The sequence below is a fragment of the Paenibacillus sp. FSL H7-0350 genome (assembly GCF_038593195.1).
Lineage (GTDB): Bacteria > Bacillota > Bacilli > Paenibacillales > Paenibacillaceae > Paenibacillus_AQ.
In genome coordinates this window covers 6520880-6543244 of the sequence record NZ_CP151972.1, presented here as the reverse complement: position 1 = coordinate 6543244, position 22365 = coordinate 6520880, and the positions used below count along the sequence as shown (strand labels likewise).

Annotated in this window: 13 protein-coding genes and 1 other annotated feature; of the genes, 4 read left to right on the top strand and 9 right to left on the bottom strand. The window is 55.8% G+C overall.

Going from position 1 to position 22365, the window contains the following annotated elements:
• Positions 1 to 336: 336 nt before the first annotated feature.
• The 9 genes from NYE24_RS29325 to pheS form a co-directional block, all read right to left on the bottom strand.
• Positions 337 to 1470: a sugar ABC transporter permease gene (locus NYE24_RS29325; RefSeq protein ID WP_305954391.1), complete on the bottom strand. Its 1134-nt coding sequence runs from the start codon at positions 1468 to 1470 to the stop codon at positions 337 to 339.
• Positions 1471 to 1532: 62 nt separating this feature from the next.
• The gene (locus NYE24_RS29320) at positions 1533 to 3044 is read right to left on the bottom strand and encodes a xylose ABC transporter ATP-binding protein (RefSeq protein ID WP_342477281.1); all 1512 of its coding nucleotides are present in this window, start codon (positions 3042 to 3044) and stop codon (positions 1533 to 1535) included.
• Between the two features lie 87 nt (positions 3045 to 3131).
• Positions 3132 to 4160: a D-xylose ABC transporter substrate-binding protein gene (gene xylF, locus NYE24_RS29315; protein WP_235218475.1), complete on the bottom strand. Its 1029-nt coding sequence runs from the start codon at positions 4158 to 4160 to the stop codon at positions 3132 to 3134.
• A gap of 265 nt (positions 4161 to 4425) precedes the next feature.
• The gene (locus NYE24_RS29310) at positions 4426 to 6006 is read right to left on the bottom strand and encodes a helix-turn-helix domain-containing protein (protein ID WP_342477279.1); all 1581 of its coding nucleotides are present in this window, start codon (positions 6004 to 6006) and stop codon (positions 4426 to 4428) included.
• 36 nt (positions 6007 to 6042) lie between these two features.
• Complete coding sequence (locus tag NYE24_RS29305; RefSeq protein ID WP_342477278.1) at positions 6043 to 7476, bottom strand: sensor histidine kinase; 1434 nt, start codon at positions 7474 to 7476, stop codon at positions 6043 to 6045.
• The gene (locus tag NYE24_RS29300; protein ID WP_342477277.1) at positions 7473 to 8462 is read right to left on the bottom strand and encodes a sugar-binding protein; all 990 of its coding nucleotides are present in this window, start codon (positions 8460 to 8462) and stop codon (positions 7473 to 7475) included. Before NYE24_RS29300 ends, NYE24_RS29305 begins: the two co-directional genes overlap by 4 nt.
• Positions 8463 to 9018: 556 nt before the next feature.
• Complete coding sequence (locus tag NYE24_RS29295) at positions 9019 to 11484, bottom strand: hypothetical protein (protein ID WP_342477276.1); 2466 nt, start codon at positions 11482 to 11484, stop codon at positions 9019 to 9021.
• Positions 11485 to 11688: 204 nt separating this feature from the next.
• Complete coding sequence (gene pheT, locus NYE24_RS29290) at positions 11689 to 14133, bottom strand: phenylalanine--tRNA ligase subunit beta (RefSeq protein ID WP_342477275.1); 2445 nt, start codon at positions 14131 to 14133, stop codon at positions 11689 to 11691.
• Between the two features lie 350 nt (positions 14134 to 14483).
• On the bottom strand, positions 14484 to 15518 hold the full coding sequence (pheS, locus tag NYE24_RS29285) for a phenylalanine--tRNA ligase subunit alpha (RefSeq protein ID WP_342477274.1): 1035 nt from the start codon (positions 15516 to 15518) through the stop codon (positions 14484 to 14486).
• Between the two features lie 59 nt (positions 15519 to 15577).
• Positions 15578 to 15866, bottom strand: a binding site (T-box leader).
• Positions 15867 to 16076: 210 nt separating this feature from the next.
• Here pheS and NYE24_RS29280 point away from each other — a divergent pair.
• The 4 genes from NYE24_RS29280 to NYE24_RS29265 are packed head-to-tail and all read left to right on the top strand — an operon-like array spanning position 16077 to position 21980.
• Positions 16077 to 18623, top strand: coding sequence for a hypothetical protein (locus NYE24_RS29280; protein WP_342477273.1), 2547 nt, complete (start codon positions 16077 to 16079; stop codon positions 18621 to 18623).
• Positions 18620 to 20113, top strand: coding sequence for an efflux RND transporter periplasmic adaptor subunit (locus NYE24_RS29275; protein WP_342477272.1), 1494 nt, complete (start codon positions 18620 to 18622; stop codon positions 20111 to 20113). Before NYE24_RS29280 ends, NYE24_RS29275 begins: the two co-directional genes overlap by 4 nt.
• Entirely contained in the window at positions 20110 to 20811 is a 702-nt protein-coding gene (locus NYE24_RS29270; protein WP_036696690.1) for an ABC transporter ATP-binding protein, read from the top strand. Before NYE24_RS29275 ends, NYE24_RS29270 begins: the two co-directional genes overlap by 4 nt.
• On the top strand, positions 20808 to 21980 hold the full coding sequence (locus tag NYE24_RS29265; protein ID WP_341029638.1) for an ABC transporter permease: 1173 nt from the start codon (positions 20808 to 20810) through the stop codon (positions 21978 to 21980). The genes NYE24_RS29270 and NYE24_RS29265 overlap by 4 nt, the downstream gene beginning before the upstream one ends.
• Positions 21981 to 22365: the final 385 nt, after the last annotated feature.

The following is a 22365-nucleotide window of genomic DNA, read 5'->3' as shown; positions in this document are numbered from 1 at the left end:
CTAATGCACCTCATTAGCTCATTTTGGCCCTCATCTGAAGAATTCAGGGGCACTAGTGCACCTCATTGGCTCGTTTGGCCGTCATCTGAGGAATTCAGGTGCACTAGTGCACCACATATACTCGTTTGGCCCTCATCCGAGGAATTCAGGGGCACTAGTGCACCTCATTGGCTCGTTTGGCCTGCACTGGGCTCTTTCACCTGCGCACTGGTATATTATGTTCGGTTTTTCGCAGTTGCATGGTATAGTTTCTTACTACAACAAACAAACCGGAAGGGACAACATCCCTGCCGGCTTATTTGCTCTGTATGCTTAAGCGGCTGCTACAGCCCCTTCCTACTTCACACCCTTGCTGCGGCCTGAAATATCCAGCCAGACGGCAATGACCAGGATCGAGCCTTTGACCACATACTGCCAGAACGACTCCAGTCCCATCAGCGACATGCCGTTATCGAGCGAGGTCATGACCAGTGCTCCGATCAGAGCACCGATGACCGTTCCGGCTCCGCCCATCAGCGAGGTTCCGCCGATGACACAGGCGGCAATGGCGTCCATCTCGGCCATATTGCCTGCGGTAATGGTCGCCGAGGCCAGGCGGGAGGTCAGCACGATCGCGGCGATGGAGCCGAGCAGGCCGCTGAGGATGAAGACCAGCATCGTCTTGCGCTTGATGTTGATGCCCGAGAGCCGCGCAGCCTCAATATTGCCGCCGATGGCGTAGATATGGCGGCCGAAGGTCGTCTTGGTGGACAGGAAGTAGAAAATAGTTGCCAGCACAATGACGAAGATGATCGGGAACGGAATGCCTTTGTAATTGTTCATCAAGGCCACGAAAACTACCACCAGCAGGGACAGTCCGGTTACCTTCGCGATATCCATGCCGAGGGGGGCGACGGTGAACCCGTATTTCTTGCGGGAGCGCCGCTTCGTGAACGCGCTATACAGCAGCAGGGCCACTGCGAGTACGCCAAGTATGATTCCGAAGCCGGAGGCAAAATAAGCATTGCCGAGCAGCGCCAGCACCGGATCCGATACCGGAATGGTCATCGATTCGGTCACGCCCATCAGCACCCCGCGGAACACCATCATTCCGCCGAGGGTGACGATGAAGGCGGGGATCATTTTATAGGCGACCAGCCAGCCCTGCACCAGACCCAGCACCGCACCGGCGGCCACCGTGCCCAGAATCACTACAATCGCGGGAAGCTCCAGCCAATTGCTGAGTATTGCCGCCATCCCGCCGGTCAAGCCGACGATGGAGCCGACGGACAGATCGATATGGCCCGCCACGATAACCAGCACCATGCCAATGGCGAGTATAGAGGTCACCGACATCTGCGTGAACAGATTGGACAGGTTCCGCGAGGTCAGGAAGGTAGGATTCAGCACGCCGAACAGGACCCAAATCAGAATCAATGCGCCAATCATCGTATAGGCACGCATATCCATTTTGCCGAACAGGGTACGCATTCGCGATCCTCCGGCGGCCGGAACCGCTTCAGGTTCCTTAAGCTCTTTTTGCAGCTGCATCTCTATCTGCCTCCTGTGGCGGCCAGCATAATATTCTCCTGCGTTGCTTCGCGCCAATCATATTCCCGTACCAGTTGTCCTTCGCACATTACCAGAATCCGGTCGCTCATCCCCAGTACTTCGGGCAGCTCAGAGGAGATCATAATAATGGCTACTCCCTGTTCTACCAGCTTGTTCATCAGGTTATAGATTTCGTACTTCGCCCCGACATCGATGCCCCGGGTGGGTTCGTCCATAATCAGAATCTTGGGGTCACTCATCAGCCATTTGCCGACAACCACCTTCTGCTGGTTGCCCCCGGAGAGTGTGCCGACGAGTGTCTCCAGCGAAGCTGTCTTCGTCTTCAGATCCTTCACGTACTGCTCGGACCACTTGATCTCCTCATTCTCATTGATCACTCCGAACCTTGAGACCTTGCCGAGTGTGGCCAGCGTCGTATTGCGCTTGACATCCATCCCCATCACCAACCCCTGGCGCTTGCGGTCTTCCGTGACCAGAGCAATCCCGGCCTTGATCGCTTCGGCAACTGAACGGATCTTGACCGCCTTGCCTTCGATCAGCACCGTGCCTTCGCTTCTTCCGCCATACGCGCCGAACAGGCTGCTGACCAGCTCTGTCCGCCCAGCCCCCATCAGCCCGGCAATGCCAAGAATCTCGCCTTGACGGAGCGTGAATCCAATATCCCGGAGCACCTTCTGCTGAGGCTTCTCCGGGTGCCAGACATTGTAGTCTGCGACCTCAAGCACCTTGTCTCCGGGTGAATGCTGGACGCGCGGATAACGCTCCGTCAGCTCACGGCCGACCATCAGCGAGACCACATGATCGTCGTTCGTCTCCTGACGGTTCAGGGTTGCCACCGTCCGCCCATCACGCAGCACGGTAATCGAATCGGCCAGCGCGAACACCTCGGGCATTTTGTGGGAGATATAGACACAAGTCACTCCTTCGCTCCGCAGCTGGTTCAGAATGCCCATCAGGATGGACACCTCGCTCTCGGTCAGTGCTGCTGTCGGTTCATCCAGAATAAGAATCCGGGTATGCTTGGAGAGCGCCTTGGCGATCTCCACGAGCTGCTGCTGGCCGATGCCCAGATTGCCGATCTTCGTATCCGGCGACAGGTTCAGCCCCACCTTCTTCAGCCACAGCGAAGCCTGATGGTACAGTTCATTCCATTGGATCGCCCCGCGCTTCACCGGCTCTGCCCCCAGGAAAATATTCTCGCCGACCGTCATCTCCTTCACAAGCGCCAGCTCCTGATGAATGATCGCAATACCGGCCTGCTCCGCGTCCGTTATTTTGTGGAACGCCTTCTTTTCGCCACCGATGCGGATTTCACCTTCATATGTCCCCGCCGGATACAGTCCGCTCAGCACCTTCATCAGCGTGGATTTGCCCGCGCCGTTCTCCCCGCATAAGGCGTGAATCTCCCCTTGCTTCACCTTGAAGTTCACATGGTCCAGCGCCTTCACACCGGGGAAGCTCTTGCTGATCTCTACCATTTCAAGTACATCCATGCCTGCCGTTCCTCCTTCCGGCCCTCAAGCAGCAAGCAGATGCGGGTTCGCCACTGGCGCCGCATCTGCTTGCCGTACAGGCTGCCCTTATTGTTTCGGCCACTGGTCCTTGGGAACGTTCTTGTACACATCCTCCAGCTTGTGGAAGCCGTCTTTGATCAGCACATCCAGGTTATCTTTATTGACGGCAATCGGATCAAGCAGCACGGATGGAACATCAATTTTACCGTTGTTAACAGTCTTATCTGTCGAAATGCTCTCGCCCTTGGCAGCCGCCACCGCCATTTCCGCCGCCTTCGTGGCAATCGCATTGATCGGCTTGTAGACCGTCATTAGCTGTGTGCCTTCGGCTATACGCTGTACCGCGGCAAGGTCCGCATCCTGGCCGGATACCGGAATTTTGCCCGCCATGCCCTGCGCCGTCAGCGCCTGGATTGAGCCGCCTGCTGTCCCGTCATTCGCAGCTACCACGCCCTGTACATCGTTATTGTTCGCGGTCAGCGCATTCTCCATATTCTTCAGCGCTTCCTCGGGCTTCCAGTCCTTGGAGAACTGGTCGTAGACGATTTTGATATCGCCCTTGTCTGCCAGCGGCTTCAGAATATTCATCGCGCCTTCCTTGAACATGTGGGCATTGTTATCGGTATCCGCGCCGCCGATGTAGACGATATTGCCCTTAGGAGCCTTGTCGATAACCGCCTGAGCCTGGAATTCACCAACACGCACATTATCGAAGGAGATATAATAATCCACCTCGGAATTGTTAATCAGCCGGTCATAAGCAATGACCTTGATGCCTTCCTTATGTGCCTTATCCACGATGGGAGCCGTAGCCTCCGCATTATGGGCAATAACCACGAGCACATCCACACCCTGGGAGATCAGTTGCTCCGCCTGGCTTAGCTGGGTAGCATCATCCCCGTTCGCGGCAAGCACCTTCACTTCACCGCCAAGCTCCTGCACTTTTGCTGTGAAAATATCCCGGTCCTTCTGCCAGCGCTCCTCCTTCAAGGTATCCATGGACATGCCGATGACAATTTTGTCCCCGTCCTTGGCCGCTCCCGCAGATTCCTTCTTCTCGTTGTCACCGCTTGAGACCACACCGCAGCCCGCCATCGATGCAGCCAGCACCATCGCCGCCACCCCGAGGGAAACTATTCTTCCGTATTTTCTCACGATTGCTACGCCCCTTTTCGTCAGCCCTTTATTTGATTGCGCTTACAAAAAAAGTGTAGCATGGAAAAACCGACCCGGGAGCAGCGATTCCCTGCACTTATTTGTCATCCACCCGCATTCTTGGTCTTGCCTGCTGTAATGTAATTCTCCGACCCGGCTTTCATAGGATAATCCGGGGCAACAGCACAAAAAAGTCCTTGCTCACTCAGCAAGGACCCGATTTCTCCTGCTGCTGGCGGAATTCGCTTGGCGTCATCCCCGCAGCCTTCTTGAAGACCCGGCTGAAATAATTCGGGTCCTTATAGCCTACTTCATAGCAGATTTCCTTCAGGTTCAGCTGTTCCTCAGCGATCAGGCGTTTCGCTTCATTGATCCGCAGCCGAGTGATGTAGTCAATGAAGGTCTCCCCCTCATGCTGACGGAACAATTTGCTGAAATAATGCGGGCTCAGGTTCACGTATTCGGCCGTCTGTTCCATGGAGATATCCTCTTTATACATCTGGCTGATATAGAGCAGCGCCCGCTGATGCACATGGGACCGGTGATGCTCCTGCTCCTCCTCCAGGCCATCGATCAGCCGCTCCAGCCAGGACTCCGCGCTTAACCGCAGAGTGCGCGGATCTTCCGCTGCGTTCAGCGAAGCCAGCAGCTCCGTACCGGCCGTGGAGTGAACGCCTCTGGCCAGGAACAGCAGCAGGCCGGTTACCTCCCCCCGCACGGCAGACAGCGGCTGCTCCCCTACCTGCTCGAAGGAGTCATACAGCAGGCTGAAGCGCTGGACGGCCTCCTGCTTGCTGCGCTGGAGCAGGGCGGTAAGCAGCTTCTTCTCTTCATCCAGAGAAACCGCCGTCTGCCCCGAGCTCTGGATTATATCATCGTAATGATGCACACCGAACGAGTGCTGGTGATCCGCACATACCCGTACAGCTTCGCGGTAAGAACGGCTAAGTCCGTCCCAGCCCTCGCGGATCGAGCCGATGCCGATGCCAAGGGGCAGGCCGAAGCGCTCCACGGCATAGGTGCGGAGCCGCTCTCCCCAGTCCAGCGAGCTGACACGCTGGGAATATCCGGTCCTCCCCGGCGGCAAGGGAATGAACAGCGCCAGCTGATGCCCGGCCAGCGGTCCGGCGAGGCAGCCCAGTCCTGTTTTGGCAAACTGCTTGATTGCTTCATAGATCTCCCGCTTGGACTGCCGGAACGTCTCCCAGCCGCTCTCCCCGTGCCGGGGGAAAGACAGGACCATCGCGTAGCCCTTGCTGAAGTGCAGCTCCAGCAGCCCGGCCAGCTGCTCTGGCTCCAGATCCTGAACATGCTCCAGCATCAGCATCAGGGTCAGCTCATTCTCGGCCAGCGGCAGCAGATGGGCCAGCTTCTCTTGCAGCTCCAGCTGCTCATTCCTGCGCCGCCGCTCCTCCTCGATGACCACCATCAGCTTCCTCAGCACCTCCGCAACCTCTTCCCTCCGGGCCGGCTTCAGCAGATAGTCGCGCACCCCCAGCAGCAACCCCTCCTTGGCATATGCAAAGTAGTCATGCGCCGTAATCATCACAATCTGCGCCGCCGGAAGCTTCTCCCGAATCTGCCGCACCGCCTCCAGCCCCTGAATACCGGGCATCTTAATATCCATGAAAATCATATCCGGCCGGTGCTCCTCCGCCAGCTGAATCGCCTTCCGCCCGTTCCCGGCATGCAGGAATTCGAAAGTGTCCGGGATCAGATGCCGGATCATCAGCTCCAGCCCCTCCCGCTCCAGTGCTTCATCATCTGCGATCAGCAGCTTGTACATCGTTATCTTTTCCCCCTTCACTTCAGGTGAGTGCCTCTAGGCCGAGGTCCGGAAGGGCAGCCGGAACAGCACCGCCGTCCCCTGCCCTTCACTGCTGTTGATCTCGATGAGCTGCTGGCCGTCGAAGAATAAATGCAGTCTTTTAAAAACATTATGTGTCCCAAGCCCGGTAGACTGGCCCTTCCCGCTGGAATGCGGCGCCTCCTGCTGAGTCGAGCCCATCAGCCGGGCTACCGTCTCGCGGTTCATGCCCGCCCCGTTATCACTGATCACAATCTCCACCTGCCCGCTGCGGTAACGGATCGATAGCGTAAGTATAGCCCCCTCCTCCATCTGCTCAAGACCATGAACGAAGGCATTCTCGAAGATCGGCTGCAGCGTCAGACACGGCACCATCCCGTCCATCGCCTCCTCATCAATCTCCATCTCAAAAGCAATCCGGTCCCGGAAGCGGGCCCGCTGGATGTTGATATACTCATTCACATGCTCGACCTCCTCGCGTAGCGGAACGGCCTGGTCCAGCTTTTGCAGATTATAGCGGAGCATACGCGAGACCGACACGGTCAGATCGCTGGTTCTCGCCGCCCCTTCCAGATACGCAAGCTTGGCGATAGAATTCAGTGTGTTGAACAGGAAATGCGGATTGATCTGGCTCTGCAGCATCCTCAGCTCCAGCTCCTTGACCAGCCGGTCCTTCTCCGCACTCTTGATATTCTCCTTCATCAGCTCCTGGATATTATCGATCATTCCGTTAAAAGCGCGGCACAGTATGCTGATCTCATCGTTATTGACGCTCTCCGGCGCCTTGGTATCCATCCGTCCCTTCGAGATCTGCTTGGCCGTTGCCACCAGGCGGCGGATCGGTCCGGTAATGCTGCTGGACAGCCAGACCGCCATACAGATACTAAGCAGCGCCGCAGTAATCACCAGCAGACTGCCCATCCGGTTCAGCTTCGCTGTCGTGGACATGATCTCCGCGTAGATCGGCTTATATTGGTCCAGCTCCAGATCAACCAGCTCCTGAGCCTCCTCGCGGATGAACCGCTGCGTCTGCTCCGCTCCGATATAGGCACCTGCCAGCGAATTCGCATCCTGTCCGTCAATCTCCGTAATCATCTGACCCGCCTGCTCCACAAAAGTATCAATAAGGTGGCTGTAGTTCATCAGCGGAAGGCCGCTGCCCCCGATGGTATTCATTCCGTCCAGCCTGCTGCGCAGCTCCAGCACCGCGCCCAGATGCTTTTCTACCTCCGGGAAGCTGTCCGTATCCACCTGCATAATGAAGCGGTTCAAGGAGCGCATATTCTCGCCGACCTCATAGGATACCTCCTTATACAGCATGATCCGGTTCATCATCAGATGGTAGCTCTCCTGCACATTCTTCCCGCTCTGGAACAGTACGAAGGAGACCGAGCTCATCAGCAGCACCAGCAGCGGAATGCAGATCAGCAGCTTCAATCGGATACTCATAGGCTCTCCCCCTCCTGCACATTGGTCTTATCCAGTACCTTCACTCCTGTGTAGTACCGGGGCTGCAGATGGGCACCATTAAAATACTCATGGAGCAGCCGGACCGCCATATTCCCCATCAGGTAGGGCTGCTGTGCAACAGTCGCTGTGATTGCTCCCCGGCTGATGGCATCCAGCGTCTCCGCCTGGTTATCGAAGCCGATAATGGTCAGCGGACCACGCTTCAGGCTTCTCGATGCCTGCAGAACACCGAGCGCGTCCGTTGAACTGGTGCCGACCATCACATCGATCTCCGGATGATAGCGTAGCATATCTGCCGCCTGCTGGATTGCCTCCATATGCGAGATGTTGGAGCTGCGGACATCGACAATCTCCATGCCGCTGTAGTCCTTTACGATATTCTTCAGGCCGTCCAGACGCTGAAGCTGGTTCTTGGCCAGCTCGCTGCCGATGATGACGCCGATTTTGCCTTTTCCGCCAGTCGTCTTCACTACCATGCGCCCCAGCGTCTCACCAGCAGCTACATTGTCGGTCCCCACATAGGCCAGTCTCCGGCTGGCTGGAGCATCCGTGTCAATCGTGATCACCGGAATCCCCCGGTTCACCGCCTTATCAATCACCGGCGTGAACTTCTCGTCGTTGAGCCCCTGCACGATGATCGCATCCGCCTTAGCGGCAATCGCTTTTTCCAGCAGGCTGATCTGCTCCTCCATGTTGTTGCGCACCGGTCCCGTGAATTCGATCTCTATCCCGTATTTCGCTGCGGCCTCCGCCGCCCCCTTCTCGACCATCTCCCAGTACGGGTGGTACCGCTCCTGCTCGATCAGCACAATATGATATCCGGGCTTGTCCTGACTGGGCTGGCCGCTTAATTCCTTAACGATATTGCCCATCCGGGCAGAATGACGCGCGAAGCCTGTAAACAAATATGACAACAATATAAAAAGCACAACAACCCCAGCGCCGCTGACCCATTTTTTATCCATCCCGTTCACCTCAACCAACATCCTACCCCGGGTTGTAACCGGTTGCAATACTTATTATGTCAAAAGCTCTTGTTCTCTTCATTTGCTCATTTAACTAACTTCTGGCGGATTCAGGGGCACTTGTGCTCTTCATCATGAGCTGTTATCGTCAAGTGTTGCACATTTTGCAGGATTTCTAACGGATTGCAGCTTAAGAACGCCGAATGTTGCACATTTTGCAGGAATGTTACTGGTGGAGGGGTCATTGGCATTGAGATGTTGCATTCTAGGCAGGATTTCCCGCAATTAGCTGCTTCAGAGGTACGAATGTTGTATTTAGTGCAGGATTTGTGCAAGATGGTAGCCTAGCTATCTTCTCCACTCAACCCTTCCCATCGCCAACTTTCCTTCCATTTGAAATTACTTCTATCCATTACTTCACTCCAGCCAACTTTAGAACAGCAGCCCTCCCTTGCAGTCCCACTAAGGATGAATCCGTCCCCCGTCCCTGCACAGCAGAAAAAGCCGTTCTAAGCATTCCTGCTTACAACAGCTCTTCCTGTGATGCATCCGCCATTCAACTATCCTGTTCGATCAGTTGAATCCATTCATTATATTCACTCTGTAGCTTGGCATATTCCGCCTGCAGGCTGCGATGCTCCTGGGACAGCTTCTCCAGCTCTCCCTGCTGCAGCTCGAACTGGGCCTGTACCAGCCGCAGCTGGCCTTGGACCATCTCATAGCTCTCGCCGATCTCATCCAGCCGCTGCTCTGCTTCGGTGCGCGAGCGGCTGACTGATTCCGCCTGAGCCTCGGCTTCCCCAGCCTCCTGCTGCCAGATCTCAATCTCCTCGCGCAGCTGTGCTTCCTGCTCGTTCCATTGCTGCTCACGCTGCAGAAGCTCCTCATATTTCTGCTTCCAGGTAGCTTCATACTCCCGGGTCTCGCGGAGTGCTTCCTGCTGCTCCATCGCCGTAGCCGCAGCTTCACGGCCTGCCTCATACAGCTCTTCCAGACGCCGCGCAGCTTCCTCGCCTTCGGCTTCCAGCAGCTCGCAGCGTTCCTTCAGCTGCTCCCCGTCCTGCAGAATCTCGTCGTACTGGGCGATCAGCTCCTCGTAACGGCCGCGCAGCGCAGCCAGTTCCTTGCGGGCTGCCTGTGCCGCCTCCTGCTGAACGGCAAGCTCCTGCTCCGCTTCGGCACGAAGCCGCGCCTCTTGATCAAGCTGCTGAACCATGCCGTCTGCCTGTCCGCGAAGAGTCTCCACTTCGCGCTGCAAGGCTACCGACTTCTCCCCTTCTTCCAGAAGGTTCATCTCCAGCTCGCTGATATCCTCCATATGCTTGTTCGCACGCTCCTGCCAGGACGCCGCTTCCTCTGCCGTACGGTCGAATTCGACCTGTGTCCGGCTGAGCTGATCTGCTGTCTCCTGCAGCGATGTACGCAGTGCTGCCGCTTCTTCCTGCGTCAGCTCATAACGCTGGCGCAGCCCTCCCAGCTCATCGTTCAGCAGATTGCCCAGCTCCTTAGCCGTGTGCAACTCCTCCTGCGCTTCGCTTAGCTTGCCCTCTAGATCCCGCAGTTCGCTGCGGATCTCTACCGCCTCGCTCTGCGATGCCGCAACCTGCTTACGCAGCTCATCCAACTCTTCGTTTAGCAGGTTGCCCAACTCGCTCGCCGTGTGCAGCTCTTCCAGCGCAGCGCTTAGCTTGCCCTCTGCGTCCCGCAGTTCGCTGCGGAGCGTTTGCGCCTCGCTCTGCGCAGCTGCAACCTGCTGGCGCAGCCCTTCCACCTCTTCGTTCAGCAGGGTGCCCAGCTCGTTCGCCGTGTGCAGCTCTTCCAGCGCAACGCTTAGCTTGTCCTCTGCGTCCCGCAGCTTGCTGCGGAGCGCTTCCGCCTCGCTCTGCGAAGCCGCAGCCTGCTTGCGCACTTCCTCCAGCGCCGCACTCTGCTGCTCTCCTTGCTCAGCGGCAAGCTTAAGCTCCTCTCCGAGCTGCTCCTCCCGCTTCAGCACAGCTTCGTACTGCGCCAGCAGCGTCAGCCGCGCATCGCGTTCGCCCTTCAGCCCGGCCTCTGCCGCCCGCAGCCGGGACTGGAGCTGCCCGGTTCCGCCGCGCAGCTCACCAAGCTGCTTCTCCAGCTCCTGAAGCTGCTGCTTGTGCCGGTGCTCCTGCGTCCCCTGGGACTGCCGCAGCTCCTTGTTCTTGGCCAGCTCCTTCTCAAGCGCTTCCCGTTCCACGGTAAGCTCACTCGTAAGCGCAGCCTTGGTATCAGCCAGCTCCTTGCTAAGCGTGGAGCGGATCTCCACGATCTCGCTGCCCATCGTATCCCGCGTCTCATGCAGTTCCTGTTCCAGAGCAGACAACGTCTCTGTCTTCTCGCGGATCAGTGTCTCTCTCAGCTGCTCCAGTTCCTGCTGATGGGCAGACTTCATCTCTTCCAGCTGCTGCAGCCGTATGGCTTCTGCGGCTTCCAGCTTCTGACGCGCTGCCTCACGGCTTACAGCCTGCTCTGCTTCATGACCCTCACGCAGCGCCTTAAGCTCATCCTCGCGCACCTTCAGCTCCTGCACCAGGTGCTCACGGGCTGCGGCCGCCGCCTGCTTCTCTTCCTCCAGCAGCTGGGCATGCAGCTGCCTCTCCTGCTCCTGCTGCTCCAGATGCCTGGAGCGTTCTTCTTCAGCGGCAGCAATCAGCCGCGCCGCCTCTTCCTTCGTAGCCGCTTCCAGCTTCTCATATTCTTCCTGCTGTTCACGCTGCGCTTCCTGAAGGCGTGACACCTCCACGCGAAGCTCAGTGCGTTCACCGGTCAGCATATTCAGCTCATTCTTGAAATCCTGAACCTGGATTGCCTGCTCTGCCATATGTACAGCTGTAAGCACCGCAATCCGCGGCGTATCCAGTCTGGAATGTGATTTCGATATTGCACGCATATGCTCATCGACATGACGGGCGACCTGTTTCATATATTCTGTGCTGCTTCCGACAAGCTTGTAGGAAGTTCCGTATATCTCCACGGCGACACGGGTCCGGTCCATAGCCACAGTTGTGCCCTCCTTTGTATGTGTGCGGATTCTAAGTTGGTTTCTTTGCTCTTGCTCCTATTGTAGCGTGATTTCCTGACCTTTGGCAAAAGCACGCGTCCATTGCATTTATTTGCATGTTCTTCCGCACTTCACATGGGTACAGAAAAGCCGCAGCGAATCTCTGTTTCTAAATGGATTCGCTGCGGCTTTGCACAATTCCTGCTATTTTCTTAATTCTGCACCAAAAGTTTGTTCAAGCGCAGAGACCACTTTGTCATGCACTTCCACAACTTCTTCATCCGTCAGCGTATGCTCGGTATGGCGGTACAACAGTGACAGGGCAACACTCTTCTTGCCTGCCTCCATCTTGCCTCCTGTGTAGATATCGAATACCTGCACATTCTGCAGCAGAGTGCCGCCATGCTCACGGATCGCTGTGATCAGATCGCCTGCCGGAACTGCATCATCCACTACCACCGCAATGTCCCGTTCCATGCCCGGGAAGCGGTGAAGCTCGCTGTACTGCAGCTGAGCGCGCGCCTCATCATAGAGCGGCTGCAGCAGGACTTCAGATACATAGGTATCCTCCAGATCCATCCGGCGCTGCAGCTCGGGATGAAGCTGTCCCATCGAACCGATCTTCACGCGGCCCTCTGCCTGAAGCAGATAGATGGAAGCGGAGCGTCCCGGATGATAGCCTTCAGGCGCGTCCCCTTCATAGACTACGCGATCCGTAAGACCCAGATGCGCAAATACCGTCTCCAGCGCACCCTTAAGGTCGAAGAAGTCCACCGGCTCGGCAGTCACGTTCCACTGCTTGGCTGCACGCGTACCGCTCAGCAGCAGCCCCAGCACCGGCAGCTCGCTCGGCTGGCGGGTAAGTACTTCTTCCTCCGTGAAGAACACATTGCCGATTTCGAACAACGCCAGATCGCCTTGGCGGCGGTTCGTGTTGTAGAGCGCAATGTCCAGCAGCTGCGGCAGCAGGCTAGTACGCAGCACGCTCCGTTCCTCGCTCATCGGCATCGCCAGCTTCACTGACTGCTTGCCTTCCGCCAGCATAGGGAAGAGGTTGCTCTGCTCCGGCTGGATGAAGGAATAGCCCATAACCTCCTGATATCCGCCCAGCGAGAGCAGGCGGCGCAGCTCGCGGCGCAGAGATTGCTGTCTGGTAAGCGCGCCCGGCGTCGTAGTGCCTTCGATCAGGGTGGTCGGAATATTGTCGTAGCCGTACAAGCGGGCGATCTCTTCAATCAGATCCACATCCTGGGTGATATCGCCGCGCCGCGTCGGTACCTGGACCTCAACGATTCCCTGGGCGGCATCACCGCACTTGAAGTGCAGACGTCCGAACAGGGTTTTCACTTCCAGCAGCGACAGATCCGTGCCGAGATAGCGGTTCAGCTTCTCCAGCGATAATTGCAGCACCTTCTCCTGACCAAAAACGCTGCCGGCCTGAACAATCCCTTCATGCACCGTTCCACCGGCATACCGGGCAATCAGTGCAGCCGCACGGTTAAGCGCAGGGATGACCGCATTCGGATCGACTTCCTTCTCGAACCGCTGGGACGCTTCCGAGCGCAGACCAAGCTGACGCGAGGTCTTGCGTACCGTTCCGCCATCGAATTTGGCTGATTCCAGTACGATATTAACGGTGTCAGCGGTAACCTCTGTAGAGAGTCCGCCCATCACTCCGGCCAGGCCAATTGCGCCTGAACCATCGGCAATAACCAGCATCTGCGGCTCCAGCTTGCGCTCTTGTCCGTCAAGGGTAACGAGTCCTTCACCTTCACGGGCAAACCGTACACCGATGGTTCCGCCCTGGAGCTGCCCGCCGTCAAATGCATGCAGCGGCTGTCCATATTCCAGCATCACATAGTTGGTGATGTCTACGATATTGTTAATCGGACGTACCCCGGCTGCCATCAGGCGGTTCTGAATCCACAGCGGGGACGGCGCGGTCTTCACTCCGGCAATATAACGCACGGCATAATGACTGCAGAAAGCCTCGTCCTCAATTGTAACCGTGATGGAGTCCGCTGCCTTGCCGCCCGTTTCCACGAGCTCTGCCGCCGGATCAGCCAGCTTCAGCTCACGGCCCAGCACCGCGCTTACCTCATAAGCGGCACCGATCATGCTCAGGCAGTCGGAACGGTTCGGCGTCAGGTCGAAATCAAGGATTTCGTCATTCAGTCCGAGCACCTTGAGAATATCCTGGCCCACCTCGGTCTGCTCCGGCAGCACGAGAATGCCTTCCTGCAGCTCTTTGGGCAGCAGCTTGTCGTTCAGGCCCAGCTCTTTGGCCGAGCAGATCATCCCCTGCGACAGCACGCCGCGCAGCTTGGCTTTTTTGATCTCCAGGCCCGGCAGCTTGGCGCCCACCAGCGCGACCGGAACCTTCTGGCCCGCTGCGACATTCTTCGCTCCGCAGACGATCTGCAGATCCTCGCCCTGCCCGGCATCGACGATGCAGATATTCAGCTTATCGGCGTCCGGGTGCTTTTCTTTGGATTTCACGTAGCCGGTCACAATCCCGGAAATCCCTTTGTTGCGGCGTTCTACTCCGTCAATCTCGATACCGGCGGTGGTGATTTTGTCCGCCAAGCTATCTGCGGTCACCCCTTCCAGCGATATATAATCGGCCAGCCAGGCGGTTGATACTTTCATAATCGCACACTTCCTTTTTGTTTCAGATGTATTGATCTCCATGCCGGCCTGCGCCGGGGCACGCAGAAGTCGAAGCAAAGGTCTGTGTGCTCCCTAGGTTACTTCGAAGCATCCTGCACTAGCAGAACCTCCAGAGAAGTTTTGGACTTCCGGCCGCTGTTAGGATTGAATTTCCTGATTACACTGCTGGCTGCAGTAGAAATTAAATCCTAAAGGCGGTCGCTACCGCTCCTCCAGTTCCAAAATTCCCCTCCGGCCCTTCTAATACAGTCTTTGATTCAAAGTAAACCAGCACCTCACTACCTTTTCTTACAAGCGTCCCTCGCGCCCCATACACACCCGCCAAATCCCTAAATACCCTTGAACTGCTTCACAAAACCCATATCATTCGTGTAGAAGTAACGGATGTCATCGATGCCGTATTTCAGCATCGCAATCCGTTCAGCGCCCATGCCGAACGCGAAGCCGCTGTAGACCTCAGGATCGTATCCGCCCATCCGCAGCACATTCGGGTGCACCATACCGGCGCCGAGAATCTCCAGCCAGCCGCTCTGCTTGCAGAGCCGGCAGCCTTCGCCGCCGCATTTGAAGCAGCTTACATCCACCTCAACGCTAGGCTCGGTGAACGGGAAGAAGCTTGGGCGCAGGCGGATGCCCGCGCTAGGACCGAACATCTCCTTCATGAACTGCTGCAGGGTCCCCTTCAGGTCGCTCATGCGGATATTGCGTCCGATCACCAGACCTTCGATCTGATGGAACTGGAAGGAGTGGGTCGCATCGTCGTCATCACGGCGGAATACCTTGCCCGGACAGATAACCTTGACCGGAGTCTCCCCGTTCATCGCCTGCATGGTGCGGATCTGAACCGGCGAGGTCTGTGTGCGCATCAGAATGTCTTCCGTAATATAGAAGGAATCTTGCATATCGCGGGCTGGATGGTTCTTCGGAAGGTTAAGCGCCTCGAAGTTATAATAATCTGTCTCCACTTCCGGTCCTTCCGCCAACTTGTAGCCCATGCCGATGAAAATATCCTCGATCTCCTGAATCACCCGGCTGAGCGGATGAATCCCGCCCTGGGGCATGCCGCGGCCCGGCAGGGTTACATCGACCTTCTCTGCATTGAGACGGTTCTGCGTCTCCTGCTGCTGGAACAGCTCCTGCTTGGCGCCGATCACCTCTTCAATCGCGCTGCGCACCAGATTGGCCACCTGGCCGATCACCGGACGCTCCTCCGCGCTTAGTCCGCCCATACCGCGCAGAACCTCTGTCAGCTCGCCTTTTTTGCCAAGGTATTTGACGCGCAGGTCATTCAGAATCTGCGGATCGGATACCGCCTGCAGCTTCGTCAGTGCCTCAGCCTTCAGTGCTTCCAATTTGTCTTTCATGGCTTGTACTGCCCCCTCAAATCTCGTATTGTTCAACAAAAAAAGGCCTTTCCTCCCGGTAAAGGGACGAAAAGACCGTGGTACCACCCTTGTTAGACGGCCGTACGCTTCCCTTAAGAGCAATATTCCCTCTTTCGGTGCGGCAAAGACCTGTCTCACTTTATACAGAAATAACGGTCTGCGGCCGGTCCCCCCTACTAGCGCTCTTCAAGGAAGCCTTGAAGCACATTCAGGGAACTGCTCCGGAGTGAACTTCGGCAGCTCTGCTCTCTTAGAAACGCTCTCAATCTGCGGCGCTTCCTCCCTGTAAGCCAGGCACTGCGTACTCTTCTCCATCATTGCATGTATGCGGATTATAACCTCTGCACTTCGATCCTCCGCTTGGGAAGATATGCCCATCTATTATATGCAAAAACAGCCCGTTTGACAAGCCGCGCAAATTCCGCTTATTTTTTTATCTTCTTTTAAGCTTCAGCGCGGTTTGACGGCTTTTTTTTCAGCGGGCATTCAGTCAATGCTGATATTTTGCCTTATGAGATCATTCAAGGAGGAAATTACATGCTCACACGAAAAAAAGCATTTGTTCTGCTGCTGCTCAGCACATTTGCCGCAATTCAAACCGCAGGAAGCCCGGGAACCACGGCCTATGCTGCTTCATCCGGTTCAACGGCTGCCACAGCAGCAAGCGCGGTCACGGAAGTCTCTACACTTAACAGTCTAAGTGCGCTCAAGCTCGGTACCACGCTTCAAGTGAAGCTGAGCCATGTAGGGATTCAGAGCCAAACCGGCGGTAATATTCTCACCTACACGCTTACCTATTCCAATACTGCCGGCAGCAGCGTCAATCTGGCGGACTATTTCTCCAAAATTGTAACTGCGGGCGGCAGCGTAATTAAGGGAATTCCGGTCAGTGCAGACAGTACAGTCAAGAAAATCCCCGCAAAACAGAGCACCAGCCTTACATACTATGCGAATATTGGAACTGCCGCCTCTGTCAAAGGACTTAAAATCAACATATACGGCTGGAATTTCAGCGCCGCTAATTATGAACAGCGGATAGGCACGTTCACGGTCCCATCCAATTATTCTCTGTCCTCGCTTACAGGGGAGACCCGAAAGGTTGAACTCGGCGGTATTACAGCCGGCACCAAAGCCGAATCCGTGCAAATCTACAACTATAACGGCAAAGTCTATGCCAAGGTCGGGCTTAGCGTAACCAATCTGGGTACCAAAGTGCTTACAGATCCGGGCTACACCTTGTACCTGAAATCCTCGGGCGGCTCTGTCTTCACACTTACACTGGATGACAGCAGCTCCGCATTCAAGCTTCAGCCTCAGGAGAAGAAGACGCTCTATTATATGACCGAGATCCCCTCCTACATGAATCTCAGCAAGATGACGCTACAGATCGCTGAGCTGGATGAAGGACTCAAGCTGTACCTGCCTGTCTCTTCCTACGCGCTTCCGGCTGCGGTAACCGCAGATTTCACTGTAGCGGCGGGCTATACCAAAAAGGTCTCCATCGCCAGCAATATGGTGGACATGCAGCTGCTGAAGGCAACTGTGCATGCGGATAACGGGAACGGTGTGTGGAGCTATCAGTTCCGGGTGAAGAATACCGGCAGCACAGCGGTTACTTTGCCTGCTTATGAGCTTAACGTCCAGTCGGCGGAAGGCTATAGCTTCCCGGTGACGTCCACAGCCTTGAGCAGCCTGACCCTGAAGCCGCTGGAAGACAAGCTGATTGAGCTGAGTGCCAGTGTTCCGCTGGAGCTGGCTCAGAATTCGCTGGAGCTGCGCATGATTGCTCCTGCAGCCAGCGCGGATAAGGTAACGCTGCCTGTGGCCTATTTCCGCATCACCTATACACCGGAGAGCCAGATTCATCTCGCTGCCGAGACCAGCGTAACCAATACCTACGGTACCTTCGCTGTCTCTCTGGACTCCCTACAGCGTCTGCCTTGGGGCAGCGAGGATCTGGTACAGGCCAGAATGACGATACGCAATGCAACGTCCAAGACCATTACTTTGCCTGCTTTTACCGGAATACTCCTGGTGGATCAGAAGGATCTCAGTTCCTCCGCCCAGACTTATACGAACAACAGCTCTTCGGTCCTTGCCCCTGGTGCCAGCACTCAGATATCGGTTCAAGGCCGTATTCCATACACCCTGGATTTCAGACAAGTCAAGCTCATTCTCCAGGAGACCAAGGGTACAGAAGTATCGCAGTTCCTCTCTCTCAGCACAAGCGACAGTGCCGTTAAGAGTGTAGCTCCGCTAGCTGCAGGGGAAGCCTTCAAGATCACGGCCACCGGCAAACAAGCCACCGTGAAGGAACGCCTCACCCTCCTGTATAGAGGAACCGGCTCGAGCCTTGTGTACAGCGAAGTGGAAATGAACAGCGACGAAGTCCGGCAGGCAGATCTGGCCCGTCTGTACGCACAGTTCAGGACTGCTGACGGGCAATATTTTGAAGCAACCGCCAACCAGTCCGAGCTGTCAACCAGCCCTGAGGGCAAAACACTCGTCACCTTCTGGGCAAAAGTTCCGTCCGCTCTGGACACCGCAGATCTTCAGCTGTATATCAGCCAAGCAATTGCGGATGGCAAACTGACTGCCGCAGGAACGGCTGCGACGGGATACGTAAATACGGCAGCGCTGACACTGACACCGGCTGAGGTTACGCCTCTGACCACTCTGGCCTCCGTTCCGTTTTTCCCTTATACACTGGCAGTTACCAGCTCTACAGGGGAACTCACCAAGGGCGCAAGCAGCGTTGCTGTGACGTTCAATTACAATCTCAATCAGGATACTACCTACCAGACAGGCGCTTACCAGCATAAGCTCATCCTTCAGGTTATCGATCCTTATGGACAGTCTCATGAGAAAACTCTGACGCTTGGCACCGACTTGACTCTGGGAACAAACAACTCTTATTCTACGACCCTTACCAGCGTCCTGTTCAAAAATCTCAGCTCCGGCACCTACGCCCTTAAATTCTACGATGAATTCCAGGGAATACGGACGGAGCTCGCCAGCCAGGCCTATTCCCTTGAGGTTACCGCCAAAGCAGCCACATCTTCCACTGAAGGAGCCGCACAATGAACAAGAAGAAGATCATCATTATCGCTTCAGCCATAGTCCTCGTTGCTATTGCAGGGATCGCGGGCTATACGTTCTGGCCGGATCAGAACCGGCAGATCACTGCCGCTCCGCTGAACACGGCAGTTGCCAGTAAGGGAGATATCCTGGTGGGTGTCTCGGGTTCAGGTGCCGTATCGGCGATCAACAGCGAGAGCATCCGCACCAAAGAAGCCGGGAAGGTCGATACGGTCATGGTTAAGAAAGGCGATGTCGTTAAAAAAGGCGATGTGCTGATCACATTTGTCGCGGGCGATCTGGACGATAAGCTGAAGGAAGCCACGAAGTCACTGGAGAATCTCAAGACAGAGCTTGCGAGTAAACAGGAGAGCTACAAGACGCTGGCTATGAATAACGCGGCAGAGGAAGAGCTGGAGTCGGCAAAAAAAGCCATTGATAAGGCCAATAGCGATATCGTAGACCAGCAGGAATCCATCACTGCTATCCATGAAGATATGGCTCCGCCTGATCCGCTGACCGCTCCGATCGATGGAACGATCACTGCCGTGAATATTACGGCCGGCGAACAGGCCCAGAATGGTACAGAGCTGTTCACCATGACCGACTACGTGAACCTAAGCGTAACCGTTCAGGTAGACGAGCTGGATATCCCCAAAATCAAGCTGAATCAAGCCTCGACCATTACACTGGATGCCCTTGAGGATAAGTCTTTTACTGGTAAAGTTATAGATATCGCCAAAGAAGGAACCTCCTCTAATGGCGTCTCCTTGTTCAACGTCACTGTAGGATTAAATAACTCGGAGGGCGTGCTTATCGGCATGTCTGCGGAGGTGGCGGTTACGATCGAAGAGAAGAAAGATATTCTGACCGTTCCCATCGAAGCTGTAACGAAGATAAACGGGAAATCCTTCGTCAATGTGCCGGTGACCGGCGGAAATGAATCAGGCACCAAAACTTCTGGTAACGGAGCGGCTGGCTCCAAGTCTGCTGAGAGTGTCGCGGCTGACGGACAGGCTCCCGGCGGCCAAGGCGAAATCCGGCCGGAAGGAGAAGAAGGCCAGACCGGCGGCAGAGCTGCCCGCGGAAGCGGTCAAGGCGGCGGATACCCTCAAGGCGGCGGAGAAGCCCGGGGCGGAGCGTTTCCCGGCGGTGAATTCCCGGCCGGCGCCGGGTTCTCCGGCAGGGCAGCCGGAAGCCGGAGTGCCTCGGGCAATGCCGCCGGCACGCAGCGGGTGGCCGTGGAGACCGGTATCCACAATGAGAGCAGCATCGAAATCGTCAGCGGCTTAAGTGAAGGGGATGAAGTGATCCTCCCAACCGTGATTTCCTCAGGCAATACCACCTCTCCGCAGCAAGGCGGCATGGGCGGTATGGGCGGCGGAGGAATGACCGGAGGGAGCGGAGGCTTTCCCGGCGGGAGCGGTGGCGGCTTCTCCGGCGGAGGCAGCGGAGGCAGCAGGGGCGGTTTCTCCGGGGGCGGTGGCGGACGATGATCTCACCAGAACCGCTGATCCGGGTTGAGAATATGCAGCACAGCTTCACGATGGCCGGAGAATCGATGACGGTTCTGAGGAGCCTGAGCTTCACCATTGATCACGGTGAATTCGTTGCGATCATTGGCCCGTCAGGGTCAGGCAAGTCCACCCTGATGAACATGCTGGGCTGCCTCGATGTGGCGAATGAAGGCGATTATTTCCTGGACGGCCAGGAGATCCGCAGGCTGTCTGACAATAAGCTGGCTCAGATCCGCAACGAGAAGATCGGCTTCATATTTCAGAACTTCAATCTGCTGCCGAAATTATCAGCGGTAGAGAATGTGGAGCTGCCCTTGATCTACCGTGGAATGTCCCACAGGGAGCGAAGAGAAATTGCCCGCAATGCCCTGGTCCGGGTAGGCCTGGAGAGCAGAATGAATCACCGTCCCTCCGAGCTGTCCGGAGGCCAGCAGCAGCGAGTGGCTATTGCCCGTGCACTTGCCGGAACCCCCCCTATTCTGCTTGCCGATGAGCCAACCGGAGCCCTGGACTCTAAGACAGGCAAGGAGGTTCTGCAGATGATTAAGGAGCTTAACGAACAGGGACATACCATTATTCTGATCACGCATGACCTGGAGATTGCCGAGCAGGCCAAACGGGTGATCCGGATTCAAGACGGGGATCTTGTAGAGGATCGGAAGGTGGCACATTCATGATGCTGTACCAGAGTATGAAAATGGCCTTCAAAAGTATCCTGAGCAGCAAAATAAGAGCCTTTCTTACCATGCTGGGCATCATTATCGGGGTCTCCTCCGTCATTGCACTTGTCGCTGTGGGTCAGGGCACCACCTCACAGATTACAGAGTCCCTAAGCTCCCTGGGAACCAACCAGCTGACCGTCAACATTACGGGCCGCGGAGCCACCACTTCGCTAACCTACGAGGAGGCCCTGGCCTTGGGTGAGATTGAAGGGGTGGATAATGTATCCCCGATAATCTCCGGGAACGTTACCGCCAAGCACGGTACAGAGAACGTTTCCGTATCCGTTGAAGGCATTACACCTGCCTACGAAGAGGTCCAGGATTTCCATGTGCAATCCGGAAGATTCCTGCTTGAGATGGATACAGAATACCGGCAGAAGGTAGCGTTAATCGGATCAGATACAGCGGAGGATCTATTCGGTACAGATAATCCTGTAGGCCAAAAGGTACAGATCAACGGAAGCAGCTTCAAGATCGTCGGGCTGCTGGAGAGTAAAGGCTCCACCAGCGTCGGTTCGAGCGACGAGAAGCTGCTGATCCCCATCTCTACAGCCGAACGGTTCCTGCAGAGCAAGGGAGTCCGCTCCATTACGCTCACAACCACTTCCAATGACAATGTGGATAAGGTCAAAACCAAACTGGAGGCCAGCCTTACAGCCAAATTCAGTGCAGCCGAGAATGCCTACTCTGTCTTTGATTCCCGTGAGATGCTGGAAACGGTGAATGAAACCAGCGCCACTCTGTCCATGGCCCTTGGCGGTATCGCCGGTATTTCGTTATTTGTAGGCGGAATAGGGATTATGAACATTATGATTGTCTCGGTCAATGAGCGAACCAGAGAGATAGGCATCCGCAAGGCCATTGGAGCCAAAAAAAAGAACATTATGATGCAGTTCATGATCGAGTCCATAGTCTTAAGCGGAACCGGGGGCCTGATCGGAGTCGCACTGGGACTTGGCGCCAGCTGGGCTGTCGGTAATTATACCTCCTTGAATGTGGCGCCCTCCTGGAATATGGTGCTGATCTCCTTTTCATTCTCCTTGATCATCGGCGTCCTCTTCGGAATGATTCCTGCAAGCAAGGCTGCAAGAATGCGCCCTATCTATGCGCTGCGCAACGAGTAGCATCCTCCTAGACGCTGCAGTTTGTAATCTGCTGTTCCATCCGCTAGTCTCAGATCCCTGGGCTGGCGGATTTTTCTATTATATTTTTAATGCACAATTGATACCATAGGGGTATCGTTTGCAGTAAAAGTGGGTAATAGGACTCAAAGGTGAGAATATCTTTACATAGTAGTTAAGAATACATAATAGTTCTTTGTATCGGCTGTAACGGATATGTCTCCACTGTTTCCACTCCGGCTCCACGGTCCGCTTCACGGCCTGTACATCCGCAGCGGAAGCTGACGGGGCTTATTATTTTTTCAGCAATTGCTCTGCTTAAGGGATGTCCTATATACTGGTGAAAAGAAACCGCGATCTAATCGGAAGTTATTCTTTCTGTTGCCTC

Coding starts and splice junctions, on each gene's coding strand:
- NYE24_RS29325 (WP_305954391.1), bottom strand. CDS start 1,470: ATGCGTACCCTGTTCGGCAAAATGGATATGCGTGCCTATACGATGATT.
- NYE24_RS29320 (WP_342477281.1), bottom strand. CDS start 3,044: ATGGATGTACTTGAAATGGTAGAGATCAGCAAGAGCTTCCCCGGTGTG.
- xylF (WP_235218475.1), bottom strand. CDS start 4,160: ATGGCGGGCTGCGGTGTGGTCTCAAGCGGTGACAACGAGAAGAAGGAA.
- NYE24_RS29310 (WP_342477279.1), bottom strand. CDS start 6,006: ATGTACAAGCTGCTGATCGCAGATGATGAAGCACTGGAGCGGGAGGGG.
- NYE24_RS29305 (WP_342477278.1), bottom strand. CDS start 7,476: ATGAGTATCCGATTGAAGCTGCTGATCTGCATTCCGCTGCTGGTGCTG.
- NYE24_RS29300 (WP_342477277.1), bottom strand. CDS start 8,462: ATGGATAAAAAATGGGTCAGCGGCGCTGGGGTTGTTGTGCTTTTTATA.
- pheT (WP_342477275.1), bottom strand. CDS start 14,133: ATGAAAGTATCAACCGCCTGGCTGGCCGATTATATATCGCTGGAAGGG.
- pheS (WP_342477274.1), bottom strand. CDS start 15,518: ATGAAAGACAAATTGGAAGCACTGAAGGCTGAGGCACTGACGAAGCTG.
- NYE24_RS29280 (WP_342477273.1), top strand. CDS start 16,077: ATGCTCACACGAAAAAAAGCATTTGTTCTGCTGCTGCTCAGCACATTT.
- NYE24_RS29275 (WP_342477272.1), top strand. CDS start 18,620: ATGAACAAGAAGAAGATCATCATTATCGCTTCAGCCATAGTCCTCGTT.
- NYE24_RS29270 (WP_036696690.1), top strand. CDS start 20,110: ATGATCTCACCAGAACCGCTGATCCGGGTTGAGAATATGCAGCACAGC.
- NYE24_RS29265 (WP_341029638.1), top strand. CDS start 20,808: ATGATGCTGTACCAGAGTATGAAAATGGCCTTCAAAAGTATCCTGAGC.